Source organism: Anabaena sp. WFMT (assembly GCF_051781005.1).
Lineage (GTDB): Bacteria > Cyanobacteriota > Cyanobacteriia > Cyanobacteriales > Nostocaceae > Anabaena.
In genome coordinates, this window is record NZ_JBPWOA010000002.1 from 679,516 (window position 1) to 695,625 (window position 16,110).

The 16,110-nt window shown below is 39.3% G+C and carries 8 protein-coding genes; 7 read left to right on the forward strand and 1 reads right to left on the reverse strand.

Going from position 1 to position 16,110, the window contains the following annotated elements; translation table 11 throughout:
* Nucleotides 1–120 precede the first annotated feature (120 nt).
* From ACSQ6I_RS03310 to ACSQ6I_RS03330, 5 genes are all read left to right on the forward strand, one after another.
* Complete coding sequence (locus tag ACSQ6I_RS03310) at nucleotides 121–8,232, forward strand: CHAT domain-containing protein (RefSeq protein WP_438888875.1); 8,112 nt, start codon at nucleotides 121–123, stop codon at nucleotides 8,230–8,232.
* Nucleotides 8,233–8,603: 371 nt separating this feature from the next.
* Nucleotides 8,604–9,842, forward strand: coding sequence for a tryptophan synthase subunit beta (trpB, locus tag ACSQ6I_RS03315; RefSeq protein ID WP_438888876.1), 1,239 nt, complete (start codon nucleotides 8,604–8,606; stop codon nucleotides 9,840–9,842).
* Between the two features lie 110 nt (nucleotides 9,843–9,952).
* Complete coding sequence (locus tag ACSQ6I_RS03320; RefSeq protein ID WP_438888877.1) at nucleotides 9,953–10,468, forward strand: CAP domain-containing protein; 516 nt, start codon at nucleotides 9,953–9,955, stop codon at nucleotides 10,466–10,468.
* Between the two features lie 339 nt (nucleotides 10,469–10,807).
* Entirely contained in the window at nucleotides 10,808–11,359 is a 552-nt protein-coding gene (locus tag ACSQ6I_RS03325; protein ID WP_438888878.1) for a CAP domain-containing protein, read from the forward strand.
* Nucleotides 11,360–11,494: 135 nt separating this feature from the next.
* Nucleotides 11,495–12,124, forward strand: a complete 630-nt coding sequence (locus tag ACSQ6I_RS03330; protein WP_438888879.1) for a ribonuclease D — start codon at nucleotides 11,495–11,497, stop codon at nucleotides 12,122–12,124.
* 73 nt (nucleotides 12,125–12,197) lie between these two features.
* Here ACSQ6I_RS03330 and ACSQ6I_RS03335 read toward each other — a convergent pair whose 3' ends face one another.
* On the reverse strand, nucleotides 12,198–12,650 hold the full coding sequence (locus tag ACSQ6I_RS03335) for a rhodanese-like domain-containing protein (protein WP_438888880.1): 453 nt from the start codon (nucleotides 12,648–12,650) through the stop codon (nucleotides 12,198–12,200).
* Nucleotides 12,651–13,139: 489 nt separating this feature from the next.
* On the opposite strand from ACSQ6I_RS03335, the gene ACSQ6I_RS03340 reads away from it, so the two are divergent.
* Nucleotides 13,140–14,777 (forward strand): TAXI family TRAP transporter solute-binding subunit, encoded by a 1,638-nt coding sequence (locus ACSQ6I_RS03340; RefSeq protein WP_438888882.1) that lies wholly within the window; start codon nucleotides 13,140–13,142, stop codon nucleotides 14,775–14,777.
* A 396-nt stretch (nucleotides 14,778–15,173) separates the two neighbouring features.
* Nucleotides 15,174–15,890, forward strand: coding sequence for a response regulator transcription factor (locus tag ACSQ6I_RS03345; protein WP_015212585.1), 717 nt, complete (start codon nucleotides 15,174–15,176; stop codon nucleotides 15,888–15,890).
* The last annotated feature ends 220 nt before the right edge of the window (nucleotides 15,891–16,110 follow it).

Sequence of the window (16,110 nt, forward strand, 5' to 3'; positions counted from 1 at the left end):
ACAGAGGGGTTGTTTATGAAATTTAATTCATATTTGCAAAATTTTAAGCATATACACTTATATGAATAAAGATGTTAAATGAGGGACAATTCAAATTGAAATATTTATACCAGGATTTATATGAATTTGTTAACTGAAAAAATTGCTTTATTTATTTTCACTCAAGCGATCGCAGTTGTCACCCTTCTGCAAACCATAGCCATCGTCAAAGCACAATCTATTACCCCTGCTAATGATGGTACTGGTACTGTTGTCACCCCCAACGGCAATCAGCTAGATATCAGTGGTGGCACTCTTTCTAGAGATAGCGCGAATCTCTTTCAAAGCTTTCAAAAATTTGGACTCAACTCCAACGAGATAGCTAACTTTCTCTCTAATCCCAACATTCAGAACATTTTAGGGCGTGTCGTTGGTGGCGACCCTTCATTTATTAACGGGTTACTACAAGTAACTGGCGGAAATTCTAATTTATTCTTAATGAACCCGGCTGGTATCGTATTTGGTGCTAATGCCAGCTTAAATATACCCGCTGACTTTACAGCTACCACAGCTAATAGCATCTGGTTAGGTGCAAATCAGTTTAATGCAGTTGGTAGTAACGACTATGCGAATTTAGTAGGAACCCCTAACGCCTTTAGTTTTTCTGCTTCCCAACCGGGGAGTATTGTTAATCTTGGTAATTTAGCAGTTGGTGCTGGTAAAAACTTAAACTTAATCGGTGGTACTGTTGTCAGCACTGGCAATTTATCAGCACCAGGAGGTAATATCACCGTTGCATCCGTTCCTGGCCAAAACCTTCTCCGCATCAGCCAACCAGGACACCTGCTGAGTTTAGAAGTTGAACCCTCATCAGATACATCAGCTACTCCCCCGACTTTCTTAGATTTGTTAACAGGTATTAATGGGGGTAATGCTAACAATGTCACTGTTAACAGCAACGGACAAGTAGAACTGACGGGTTCTGGACTGACTGTAAATACCGGGGATATAGTAGCGAAGAACGTTACAGCCCAATCTGCGACTTTATCAGCCGCCAAGAATTTAACTTTAGTTGAAAGTCAACTCCAAACTACTGGAGATTTAAACCTGTTAGCTAAAGACACTGTACGGGTGCGAGATAGTGTCACCACTCCTTTTTTAGCTCAAACAGGGGGAAATCTTTATATTCAGGGAAATAAGAATATTGATATTCTGGCTTTGAATCATCCTCAAACACCCTTTGTTAGTGGTGAACATCTGAGTTTAGTCAGTGGTGGTATAGTGTCTGGGGATGCTCACTTTTATAGTGGTGGACGGTTTGCTATTAAAAACCTTTCCGGTGGTGCTGGTAATTTTGTCAGCTTGTTTGACCCTATTATCAGAGCTAATGGAGATGTAGTATTTGGAGACTATATAGGTGCAGCCCTGAAGGTTGAAGCAACGGGAAGTATTCAGGGTGGGAATATTAACATTAATTCGCCTGATACCAGTGGCAGTATTCCAGCTTCTGATCCAGATTTTACAACTTTGACAACTACTCCTTCCTTAATATTAAGGGCGGGGTTGAGTTCAGTTTCACCTTCTAATTTTCCCAGTACCAATGGTGGAACATCTTTTGTAGGTAGTTCATTGGGTTTACCGCTTGGGAGTATTCAAGTAGGAAACATTGATACTCGTTCTACAACAGGTTCTGGTGGTTCAATTACCCTATCTGCTACTGGTACTATCAACTCTGGTTTTTTGTATTCAAATTCACCAATTAATGCAGGGGAAATTAACGTTAACGCTGGAGGAAATATATCACTTGGTGATGCTTCGGTTGGTAGTGTCTGGGCAATTGGTTTAGATGGAGGAAATGGTGCCAATATTAATATCAACAGCAGTACAGGTTCTATTTTCTCCAGCGGTACAATTCAATCTGAAAGCACCAATGGCAATAGTGGAGCAATTAACCTGAGTGCATTTGGTGATATTACTACAGGTAGTCTGCGTTCATTAGCAATAGATCCTTCTAGTTCTGGCTTAACTAATGCTGGCAATATCAACGTTACTAGCAGTAATGGCAGTATCATCAATACAGGTCATATTAATACTGTTGCAGAAGGAAATGGTAATGCTGGAATAGTCAACCTCATCAGCAATGGTGACATTAATATTAATAACTATATTGCCGCACAATCTAGGGGCGGTATAGGCGGTAACATTAATCTAACCAGCAATAATGCTTCTATTAGTGTCAATAATTCACTTGGGAGTATTGGTACTGGTTCATCATTTTTCCTCAATTCTGGTACAGGGTTGCTCACATCTTTCACCAGCGCCATTGGTGGTAATGTCAATCTGCAAGCAGCAGGTAATATTTTTACTGGTGTGATCTCATCAGGGGGAACAAACAGTAGTGGTACAATTCATGTTAATAGTACAGGTGGCAGTGTTTCTATTAACAGTCTCTACAGTGGTTCACAACCTGATCAAACTGTTGCTGGTGTAACACAGCCTGGAATTGCTTCTACTACTGGTGGTGATATTTCAGTTAGCGCAGCAAATGATATAAACCTTGAAAAAGTCAGTGCAGAAGGAACTAGCACCAATGGAAACATCAATTTGACAACTCAGAATGGTAGTCAAAATATTAATGGATTAATTGGTAAAGAAGTTTCTATAACTGGTAATGAAATCAACCTACAAGGAGGAGCTAATTCAGTTAAAGGTAGTGGTAATTTAGTCCTACAACCCTCCACAACCAGTCAGGATATTACTTTGGGTGGTAATAGCGATAGTGGTACAAATACTTTAGATATAATTCAATCTGACATAGCTGCATTAGGTAATGGCTTCAGTTCCATCACCATTGGACGTAGTGACGGCAGCGGTATAGTAACCGTGAATAATGCCACATTCCAAGACCCTGTAAATATCCTCTCTCCCACAGGTTCACTAATAGTTAATAGTGGTGGTATCACAGCTACAGATAATGCTTCTCTGAATTTCAATGTTGCCTCAACCACTCTCAATGGAGGCATTACCACCAACAATCAACCTATCACTTTCTCCAACGCAGTCTTACTGGGCAATGGTTCTAATGTTGCTCTTAATACTGGCAATGCAGGCATCAATTTTGGTAATACAATTGATGGTAGTGGCAATTTAAACTTGATTGCGGGTACAGGCAATATTAGTTTTGGTGGTGCTATTGGTGGGATAACTCCACTCAGTAGCTTCAATATTAGCAGTGCTGCTAATACGACTATTCCCAGCAACATCTTCACCAGTGGCGACATAAGTATTAACAGCCCCGTCACCCTCACTGGTACTGATAGCAAATTATTCAGTTCTAGTGCAGGTTCAATCACAGCGAATGGGGCAATTACCAGCAACGCCTCAATTAACTTACTAGCTAACCAGAACATTACTACCGATAACATAACCACAAACGGTAACAATATAGATATCACGAGCAATGGCAGTATATCTAGTAAAGAGCTTTTGAGTCTATCTAATAGTTATCCAAATGCAGGTAACAGTGGAGCAATTACACTGAATGCCAAAAATGATATTAATGTAGATTTTATAGTCACTGCTTCTTATGGTAGCTCTTTATCTGGTGTTGGCTCGGCAGGTAATGGTGGAGCAATCAAAATCACAAGTAGTGATGGTGGTATTAATGCAGGTTATTTAGCTTCAGATACATCTGCAAACGAGAGTCCAGTAGGTAATGGTGGTGAAATCACTCTCAATGCTAAAAATGATATTGTGGTGGACAATGTATTTGCTGGCACGTTGGGTAGTACAGCGGGTAATGGGGGGAAGATTAGCTTTCTTTCTACTGGACAGGGTAGCAGTATCGCTGTAAACGGCTGGATTGATTCCACCTCTTATGGGACTAATCAGATCGGTACAGGGGGAGAAATCACTTTAGAAGCTGACAATATTACTCTCTCTTCAGTTAATAATAATACTTTTTATCCAGGGACTCAGTATGGTGTAATTAGTTTAACTGGTAATAAGATAGACTTGGTAGGAGGTACAAACTCCGTTCGAGGTACTGGGGCAATACTAACACTTCAACCTAAAACAGCTACTCAAAATATTGCGATCACAGGTTCTACCGATAGTGCTACAAATACCTTAGACCTAACTCAATCTGACATAGCTGCATTAGGTAATGGCTTCAGTTCCATCACCATTGGACGTAGTGACGGCAGCGGTATAGTAACCGTGAATAATGCTACATTCCAAGACCCTGTAAATATACTTTTTCCCACAGGTTTACTAATAGTCAATAGCGGTGGAATTACAGCTATAGATAATGCTTCTCTGAATTTCAATGTTGCCTCAACCACCCTCAATGGAGGCATTACCACTAACAATCAACCTATCACTTTCCCCAACGCGGTCTTACTTGGCAGTGGTGCTAATGTTACTCTCAACTCTGGCAATGCCAACATTAGTTTTGGTAACACAATTGATGGTGGTGGAAATTTAAACCTGACTGCTGGTACAGGTAACATTAGTTTTGGCGGTGCTATTGGTGGTACAACCCCACTCAGTAGTCTTAATATTATCAGTGGTGCTAACACAACTATTCCTAGTAACATCTTCACTACTGGCAATATAAATATTAACAGCCCCGTAACCCTCACTGGCATTGGTAGCAAAGAATTTAATGCTGGTACAGGGACAATTGCCTTAAATAACTTCCTAGCAGCAGGTAGCAACAATCTCACATTAACAGCAAATGAGATTAACCTACCATCAACTCGTAATTCCGTCACTGGAACAGGTAATATTGAGCTTCAACCTTTCACCCCCAGTCAGGATATTACTTTAGGTGGTACTAATGATAGTGGGACAGAAATTTTAGACCTCACCATATCTGATCTAACGTCCTTTCAAAATGGCTTTATTTCTATCACGATTGGACGCAATAATGGTAGTGGTACGATCAATATAGATAGTGATGTTGTCATATTCCAAGATCCAGTCACAATTAATTCTCCTGGTGGGAATATGACTGTTAACAGCAACACTACAGTCTCAGCCATAGATAATGCCTCACTAATTCTTAATACTGCCTTAATCACGCTAAATGGAAGCATCACCACCAACAATCAACCTATGACTTTCCCCAGCAAAGTCTTACTCGGCAGTGGTGCTAATGTTGCGCTCAAATCTGGCAATGCAGACATTAATTTTGGTAACACAATTGATGGTAGTGGCAATTTAAACCTGTCTGCTGGCACAGGCAACATTAACTTTGGTGGTGCTATTGGTGGGATAACACCTTTAAATAGTCTGAATGTTACCGCTAGAAATACAAAAGTACCAGGAAATATTACTACTGAGAATGGTGGCATTATATTCAACAGTCCAGTTACTCTTACAGGTAACGCTACATTTAACGCGGGAAATAATGTACTTGTGCCAACAGCCATTGATCCTACTACGGGTATGCCTACATCCTTTGCATACTCCAGTACGGGAACGGGTACAATAGCGATTAATTCTAGTTTGAGTGCAGGAAGCAATTCTCTAAATTTGACAGCTGATAAAATTAACCTGCCGACTTCAGCTAACTCAGTGACAGGCACAGGCAATTTAGTTCTGCAACCAACAAAACCAAGTCAGAATATTGCACTTGGCGGTGCTACTGATACTGCGACAGGAACCCTCGATCTCACCAGCACTGATATAGCTGCATTAGCAAGCGGTTTTAGTTCTATCACTATTGGACGCAATGATGGCAGTGGCGCAATTAGTGTAGCTAGTAATGGTGTCACATTCCAAGACCCAGTTAAAATTCAATCGCCCACTGGTGCAGGTTCAATCACAGCAACCGGAACTATTACGGGTACAGATGATACCTCAATTAATCTGTTAGCCAACCAGAACATCGCTACAGACAGCATCATCACAAATGGTCAAAACATCGACATTACCAGCAACACGGGTTTTATTAACCTTGGTAACTCTTTCAAAACCGTCTCTGGTACAGGCAGTGCTGGTAATATCAACTTGAATGGTAACGTTAATCTGGTCAACGACATCTCATTTAATACAGAAGCTCCTAGCCCAGGAAATATTAACTTTACAGGTACAGTTGATGGAGCTAGGAACTTAACCTTAACTGCGGGTAGTGGTAACATTAACCTTGGTGGTTCTTTAGGTAGTACAAATTCACTCAATAGCCTCAACATTACTAGTACGACTGAGACAAGCATCAGCAGCGATATTCTCACTACTGGCGATATCAACTTTAGTAGTCCACTCGCTCTCACAGGGACTGGTAGCCAAACATTTAATTCTAGTGCAGGTTCAATAACCGCAACTGAAAAAATTACAGGCACAAATCAAGCTGCGATTAATATTTCAGCAAACAGCAATATTTCCACTCAAGATATTACCAACAATAACAATAACGTCACCCTCAAAAGTACCAGTGGCACAGTTACGGCTCAAGATATTACAACCAATGGTGGAGGAATTAATATTGAAGCAAAAGACAGTATCAAAGCTGGGGTGTTAAATTCCAGTTCCATGACTGGTAATGGTGGTTCAGTCACATTAGATCCAGATAATGATATTGAAGTTGCTGCTATCAACGCTCAAGGTGGTAGTAATGGTACTGGTGGTAATGTAGACATTACAACTCGTCGTTTCTTCCAAGCTACTGGCACCTTTACTGATAACAATGGCACAAATGCTAGTATTTCTACCGCAGGTGGTACGGGCAGTGGTTCTGTTACCGTCCGTCATGGCGGCAATGGAGATATCCCATTTGTTGTGGGTGATGCCACTACCAACGGTACTGCGGCCGCCATTGCTACAGGTTTTGGCAATGTTATTGTACCCACCAAATCTATACCAAGTACTTATACTCAAGGCAATATTGGGATCATCACTCAAGACCCAGATAATATCCCCAACCCAGAATTAGAAGCACGTTCTACAGTTAACCCGTCACTGCTTACTACTAATATTAATAATTCTTCCGTAATAATTGATACAGACTTCGCAGAATTAGATGAAAGTGCTACAAGACAGATAGAGCAATATCTAGGACAATCAGGAAAAAATTCAATCAAAAGCTTGTCTGATGCACAAGCTGCACTCCGCCAAATTGAGGCGAGAACAGGCATTAAACCAGCAATAGTTTATATAAGCTTTACTTCCAGCAGTGATACATCAACAAAAGATAAAGACTTACTTGATTTAGTTCTTATCACTGGTAAAGGTAAACCCATACGCCAACCAGTTGTTGGTGCAACTAGAGCAAAGGTAATGCAAGTAGCTCAAAAGTTTTACAGTGAAATTTCTGATATCAATCAAGCCAATAATACAAACTATTTAACATCAGCACAGCAATTATATCAATGGCTGATTGCTCCTCAAGAAGCCGAGTTGCAAAAGCAAGGCATTCAAAATATGGCCTTTATTACAGATGTTGGTTTACGTTCTATCCCCTTAGCTGCTCTCCATGATGGTAAACAGTTTCTTATTGAAAAATACAGTCTGGGAATGTTACCCAGTGTCAGCCTCACAGATGTTAACTATGTTGATATCAAGAAATCCCAAGTCTTAGCAATGGGAGCTAGTGAATTTACTAAAGACCAAAAACAGCAGCCCTTGCAGGCAGTGCCAATAGAGCTTTATAGTATTGCAAAATTATGGAATGGTAAATCTTTTCTTAATAAGAGCTTTACCCTAGAAAATCTCAAAATTAAACGCCAGCAAAATCCTTTTGGCATCATTCATTTAGCGACTCATGTAGATTTTGTTTCTGACAATTCACGTAACTCCTACATCCAGTTGTACGATAGCAAGTTGTCACTAAATCAAGTACGCGAGTTGGGATGGAATAAACCACCAGTAGAGTTACTAGTTTTAAGTGCTTGTAAATCAGCTTTTGGGGATGAAAAAGCAGAGTTAGGTTTTGCTGGGTTAACAGTACAAGCTGGGGTAAAATCAGCTGTTGCCAGTTTGTGGTATGTTTCCGATGCTGGAACTCTCGGTTTGATGACGGAGTTTTATCAGCAGTTAAAAACTTCACCAATTAAAGCGGAAGCACTACGACAAGCACAGATGGCAATGATTCAAAATAAAGTTGCAGTTGAAGGCAATAAATTAAGTGGTGTCAATAGCAGCATTGATCTACCACCAGAAATATCTACCTATTTACAGAAGAATATTAATGGTAATCTCTCCCATCCCTACTATTGGTCTGCCTTTACAATGATTGGTAGTCAGTGGTAAAAATAATGTGGAGACTTTTATACCACGTAATGATCCAGTTTGGTTTAAGGGATCACCAAAAAATAGATTTCCCAATTTTGTGGGATGGGCATACTATGGCTAACGCTACGCTACGCTATCGACAAGTCTTACAGTGAGCTTGTCGAACTGCTCAGTCCGAGGATGCCCGCACCACAAGAAACTTTAAGAAACTTTTGGGTGTTTTTTTAATTGGAAGTCCCTAATTTTAGAGCCAATTGGCAAGTTGCTAGATTTACCTTTGGAAATATTTCAGAAAGCTGTACAGCTTTCTGAGGAATAACTAACTTTATCGGCATCCTCAGCAGTTCTAGAATTAAAATTAACTTTGTTCTCTAATTTTTACCCAATACGTGACTACTACACCTCTTTCCCCAAATTTTTCACAAACCGCTTCAGTACCTGATACCCTGGGACGCTTTGGTCGCTTCGGTGGTAAGTACGTTCCTGAAACTTTAATGCCTGCTTTAGCGGAACTAGAAACAGCTTATCAGCAATATCGGAACGAACCTGGTTTTCAGGCAGAATTACAAGGGTTACTGCGTGATTATGTAGGACGTGCTACACCGTTATATTTTGCTGAACGCCTCACTAGTCATTATGCCCGTCCTGATGGAACAGGGGTGCAAATTTATTTAAAACGTGAAGATTTAAATCACACTGGCGCACATAAAATTAATAATGCTCTTGGTCAAGTGTTATTAGCCAAGCGCATGGGTAAAAAGCGGATTATTGCGGAAACCGGTGCAGGACAACATGGCGTAGCGACGGCGACGGTTTGCGCCCGTTTTGGTTTAGAATGCGTGATTTATATGGGTGTTCATGATATGGAACGCCAAGCTTTAAATGTGTTCCGAATGCGGCTGATGGGGGCTGAAGTTCGCCCTGTGTCTGCGGGTACGGGAACTCTCAAAGATGCCACTTCTGAAGCCATCCGCGATTGGGTAACGAATGTGGAAACTACTCATTACATCCTTGGTTCTGTGGCTGGGCCCCATCCATACCCAATGATGGTACGGGATTTTCATGCTGTGATTGGTGAAGAAACTCGCGCTCAGGCGATGGAAAAATGGGGCGGTTTACCTGATATTCTGATGGCTTGTGTGGGTGGTGGTTCTAATGCAATGGGACTATTTCACGAATTTGTGAAGGAGCCATCTGTACGTTTAATTGGTGTGGAAGCAGCGGGAGAAGGTGTGAATACTGGTAAACACGCAGCTACTTTGACAAAAGGACAAGTTGGTGTGTTGCATGGTTCGATGAGTTATCTTTTGCAAGATGATGATGGGCAAGTTATTGAACCCCATTCGATTAGTGCTGGGTTAGATTATCCTGGTGTGGGGCCAGAACACAGCTATATGAAAGATATTGGACGGGCTGAATATTACAGTGTGACTGATGCTGAAGCTTTGGATGCCTTTCAGCGGTTGTCGAAGTTAGAGGGAATTATACCCGCTTTGGAAACTTCTCATGCGATCGCTTATCTAGAAACTTTATGTCCCCAACTCTCTGGTAGTCCCCGAATTATCATCAACTGTTCTGGACGAGGTGACAAAGATGTGCAAACAGCCGCTAAGTTCTTAATTCAATGAGTACAATCGGGGTATGTCCATAACACACCCCAAAAAACTTGTAGATAATTTCATCAACTAGGTGATTTAATCTACATCCCTAACTCATGTCTTTTGAACAGTGTTAAATTATGTTTAAAAACACTATTTCAGCCGCTGGTGCAGGGTTATTGGTTTTAGTTAGTGGTGGGATAGCTAGTTCAGCACCTAATTCTCCGACCGTATTAACTCCTAGCTACCAGGTTGCACAAGGTACCGTTAATACGGCGGCAATAGAAACATCTGTTTTCCAGAAAATCAATCAGTACCGTGCTTCCCAAAATTTACCTCCACTGACTCGTAATTCTAAGATTGACAATCAAGCCAGAATTCACAGTCAAAACATGGCTAGTGGTAGAGTTGGCTTTGGACATAGCGGATTTCAATCACGAGTTCAAGCGATCGCTATTCCCTTCAGTTCAGCTGCGGAGAATGTTGCCTACAACCAAGGTTCTAGTGATCCAGCTACTACAGCAGTTCAAAGTTGGCTTAAAAGTACAGGACATTTAACCAACATTAGAGGTAACTATAACCTCACGGGCATTGGTGTAGCAAATAATAGCCGAGGAGAAATTTATTTCACACAAATTTTCCTGCGATCAAGATAAATTTTGTGAGCAATAGCTGTTTAATAATTTTAGTATTCATGACATCTGTCAGTGGATACTATTTTTTATATATTTTTTTGATTAATAATGTAGTGTCAAGAACATTTAAAGAGGTAAAGCATCCACTACTGACATATACTGGATACCAGTTTTTTTAAAAGGTCATGAAATTGGCAGATTTTCAGGGAAATAAAATGCCATCTTGATAATACTGAACTCAGAAGTTTGGAAAATCAGGCAATTCCTCAGTTTATGAATACTTGATAGTATCCTGGTATTTATTCTGAAATCAGAAGATAGAGTATATGTCTCATAAATTCATACACTACCTAATTCTCTATGTTCCGACAAACTGCTTTTGGCATGGCTTTAAGTACGCTTGTCCTTGCTAGTGGATTCATGACGGCTCCTATTACCAGTAATAGTTTTACCAAAAAAATCGCTCAAACTCAGCAGTCATTGAATCTTTCTAGTCAGGCAGTTATCGCATCGAATCTTAATTCTCAAAATTCTACTCTAGAAAAATTAGTTTTTGAGCAAATTAATCAATATCGGGTTGCTCAAGGAATGCCAAAGTTAACTTTAAATGCAAATATCTCTCAGCAAGCAAGAATTCACAGTCAAAATATGGCTAATGGTATAGTTAAGTTTAGTCATCATGGATTTGAACAGCGAGTTAAAGCTATCCCTCTTAGTTACAACAGTGCGGCAGAAAATGTAGCTTTTAATGTCGGATATAGTAATCCCGCAAATCAAGCTGTGATTGGTTGGTTAAATAGTCCCGGACATTTAAAGAATATTCATGGACAATATAAACTTACAGGGGTTGGTGTAGCTATTAATGCTAAAGGTGAAGTCTACCTCACGCAAATATTTCTAAATACTAGATAGATTTGATAAGTGATTTTCTGAAAAAATTACAGTAGGGACGTATTGCAATATGCCCCTACTGCTGTTGTAATAATTTAGTGTCTGACAGGGTAATTTAACGAATAGACACTATAATTTATTATTTCTGAGCAATTCATGACATTACAAAATTTTCAAGTTTGCGATCGCGATTTGGATGCAGCCACCCTCTCCTTGTATTTAGAATCTGATGCTCTTGCTGTCGATACGGAGACTATGGGATTATTACCTCAGCGAGATCGCTTGTGTCTCATTCAATTGTGCAACCCAGAGGGACAGGTAACAGCCATCCGCATCGCTCAAGGACAAACAGCAGCTCCTCACTTAAAACAACTTCTGGAAGCACCCCATGTCCTGAAAGTATTTCACTTTGCCCGTTTTGATGTCGCTACTTTACGTCATAACTTGGGAATCCAGGTTCAACCTGTTTTTTGTACCAAAATTGCTAGTAAGTTAGCTCGTACTTACACTAATCGTCACGGACTCAAAGATGTGGTGCAAGAATTGGCACAAGTAGAACTAGATAAAAGCTCTCAAAGTTCTGATTGGGGAAACGCCACTAATTTATCAGAAGCTCAACTCAGTTATGCCGCTAACGATGTGCGTTATTTACTGAACATACAGCAAAAGCTCACCCAAATGCTACAACGAGAAGGACGTTGGCAACTAGCACAAGAATGCTTCCAATTTCTGCCAACAATAGTTTCCTTGGATTTGTTGCAGTTCAAAGATTTATTTGAACACTGAGGAATAATTACTAATTCGTAATTCGTAATTCGTAATTAGGAAAAACTCTTATCTGTCACCTGTCACCTGTCACCTAATTTCTCTGCTGATTTTCTAAATGATTTTGTATCCGAGAGACAACGTTGTAGTCATCTGCACCTGGGGGAGTTCTTGATTCAATAATGCCTTCTGTTGGGCCACCAATTGCTTTCCATGCACCCAAACCGCCTTTGAGTTGAGATACGTGTTCAAATCCAGCGGAACGCAATAATTGGGCAGCTTGAGCAGTTTGACCCTGATTTGTACCGTAAACATAAATATCACGGCTTCTATCTAAAGAGTCTATTGCACGCTCGGTGAGGTTATCTATGGGCATAGGCATTGCTCCCATGATATGACCTTCGTTGTATGTCGAGCGATCGCGCACATCCAAAATTGTAAATGCTGGTTCACCCCATTCCAACCGAGACTTAACTACATGAACATCAGACTCGGCTTCTATTGCTGGGTGTGAGGGAATAATGCCACTGATGAGATTGTTATTCATAGCTTTTGATAATGTGAGCATTAGCAGTAACTTAACAAAAACTTCACACTAGCTTTATCTTTCTTGAGGATGAAGAGTAACAAAATCTTTCTTTCGATGTATGCAAATTGATAAGAGCTTACTTTTCAATTACAGCTAAAATATTTTTTTGAGAAAATTTATTCACTACAAAATAATTCAAAAATTTATTCTTAAGTTTACATTCTCATAACCTCTTCTTAAATTAAACCAATACATTTTCCTGTAAATCAATACATATCAATTTTGCACAACAAAACACTACCAAAAAATTGGGAATAGTGTCTCTTTCTCATGTATTAAAAGTTATGCTCATAAAAGTAAAATACTTTCAGAATCCTATTTGGTCATTAGACATAGGAGTAAAAAAGATTGTAGAGACCTTACATAGAACGTCTCCACAAGAGTTTCAAGTCACGCATATTTAATTCTCACTCCTATGTCTATTTAGTAAATTGAAACTGTGCAGATATGGCAAAATCTAAAAAAAATACTCACTCCGATTTTCTCAAATTTGTTCTAACTCTCGATCCTTTATCTAAACTCATTTTTGTAAGTCTTGGACTTGCCAGCATCAGCATATTTGCAATCATCACTTGGAATGTAATCAATCGTTTATCAACTCCCCATTTGACTATTGCTGCTGGAGATAAAAAGGGAGAAAGCTATATCATTAGCGAAGCTATACAAAAAGTAGTTGAACGTAGATCAAATATCAAAATCATAGTCAAAGCAACTAGTGGTACAACAAAAAACCTACAGATGTTATTAGAAGGCAACGCTCAGTTAATAACGGCTCAGGCAGATGTAACTTCTCAAAAAATTGGTACTTTGTCTAGCGATAAACCCATATTTTTAAATTACCACAAAAAACCCACAGCTAAAACTGTATCTGTATTATATAGAGATCTGTTTCAGTTAGTTGTCAAAGATCCTCAGATTAACCAATTCGTTCAACTTAAAGGTAAAAGCATTGCTGTAACTGCTAGTGGTGGGCAATATGAGTCTTTTCTCAAAATAGCAGAACATTATGGTTTAAGCCAAAAAGACTTTAAAATTACAGGCTTAGATAGTAGTGGTAAACCGATTAATGGTTACAACGATAATACCGCAGATCAAGACTTTAATGAAAACAAAGCAGATGCGGTATTCCGAGTTCGAGCCGCAGGTAATAGATCCATCTCTAATTTTGTCAACAATTATCAGGGAAAATTATTACCAATAACACAGGCAGAAGCAATGAAAATTAAACAGCCTGCCTTTGAAACTGCCATTATTCCCCAAGGAGCATACAGAGGTAATCCTCCCATGCCGACTACTAACCTACCCACAGTAGCAATATCAAGGCTATTATTAGCAAGCGATCAAGTAGATGCCCGCATAATTAGAGAATTAACACAAATTATATATGAATATCGCCAAGAAATAGCTAACGAAATTTCTCAAGAACACGCTGAAGTTAAACCCTTAATTGCTGATATTAATCGTCCCAGTAACACTAGTGGTATTGATATCTCTTTACATCCTGGTGCTTTGGACTTTTATGAACGAGATAAACCCACATTTGTCCAGGAAAATGCCGACTATATAGCTCTGTTATTGACAGCTTTTTTAATTTTAGTTGAATGGATTAAACAGCTAAAGTTATGGATTGAAAGAAGTAAAAAAGATGAGGCTGATGAGTACCTAAAGTTAGCTATTAACTTAATGAAAGAAGACCAATACAAGCTTGAAGATAGGCAAAAAATGCTTGATAAAACCTTCAATGAAGCAGCTAAAGCCCTAGTGGATGAAAAAATTTCACAAGAATCATTCCGAACTTTTAACGAAGCCTACAAAAATACCAGAGAAGCTATAGAAAGAGATAGACAAGTTTCTCAATTAGTTATTGAACAGAAGCAGAGAGAAAATTCTGCTAAATATATTAAGATAGTAGTCAAATTGTTGCAACATCGCCAGCAAAATAAGGATTTATTGCAACAAAAGCTAGATCAAATTCTTGAACAGGTAGTAGGCGATTTGGTATCAGAAAATATATCCCAAGAATCATTCCGGACTTTTGTCGAAGCTTATAAAGCTACAAGAGATGCAATTGATCGCAAAAATTAAAGACACCTTTTTTATCTTTTTGAAATGCTATGTGTTAGCGTTGGCGTAGCTTCTCGTGGAGAAACTTATGCCCGTTCAACTCTTTCAGTAATATTTTTGTCTAAATGGGATAAGTATCTTTACTGCTGTGGCTATTTAAATGTGGTTAAACTTTAAGTGTATAATCGTAAATTTATACCAAAAGTTTTTTGAAAAATACCAAAATCATACATTACCTATAGATTCTGTAAGCATTATTATAAAGTTTGCATAAACTTCAGGGAAAATTAAGTGTATATCTGTACTAGCGTATTATTCAATCTGAGCTAGGGTAGGAGCAATTACACTCTCAACAACATCTAGACTCATCTATCGCCACAGCAAATTGCCTAATCAAGTCATAGACTGTATTGCATTATGGATATGCTTCCCACGACTATTCCCAAAATTCTGGTTGTAGATGACGATTTCAGCGTCCGAAATCTCGTTTACCGTTTTCTCAGTCGAAAATATCAAATAGAGTCAGCAGCAGACGGTAAAACTGCGCTGGCGTTGTTTGACCAATTCAACCCTGCATTGGTAATTCTGGATTGGAATTTGCCAGATGCCAATGGCTACAAACTCTGTCAAGAAATGCAGAGTCGTACAAATGTTTTAGTTTTGATACTCACTAGCCGGAATGATGAAGCGGATAAAATTAGAGTTCTGGCAGCAGGTGCAGATGACTTCATGACTAAACCATTTAGCTTGGCAGAAGTAGAAGTCAGAGTGGAAGCACTTTTAAGACGCATTCGTTATATCCATCCTAGTCAATCACAACGTCTCATTTTTAAACAGTTAGCAATTAACCCAGAAGGTAGAGAGGTAACGCTGAACGATAAACCCTTGGCTTTAACAGCTTTAGAGTTTAATATTTTACATTTTTTAGCCAGCCATCCTGGTCAGGCTTGGAGTCGTCCCCAACTAATTCAAAAAATTTGGGGTTGTGACTATGTAGGAGACGGAAGAGTTGTGGATGTACATATTGGTCAGCTACGTAAAAAAATGGAAGCTGATTCTAGTATGCCGGAATTTATTAAAACCGTGCGTGGTTATGGTTACAAGTTTGAACCACCTGAAGGTAGCAAAGTTTAAATTTCCAATTTCCCAAGCAACTCATTAAAAATATTAATGTTGTTCTTGCTTAACAAATTGGTTGAAAATCTGAATTTACTAAGGATTTTTTTGAGGCTTGGTTAGATTGTTCGTGCTAATTAGGATGTTGAAGCTAAATCTGGTCAGGGAATTTGTGTCTACTCAAGCCTCATAGCAACTTTGGATTTTGGATCTCGACGTGAGTTTCAACAAGTCTTAT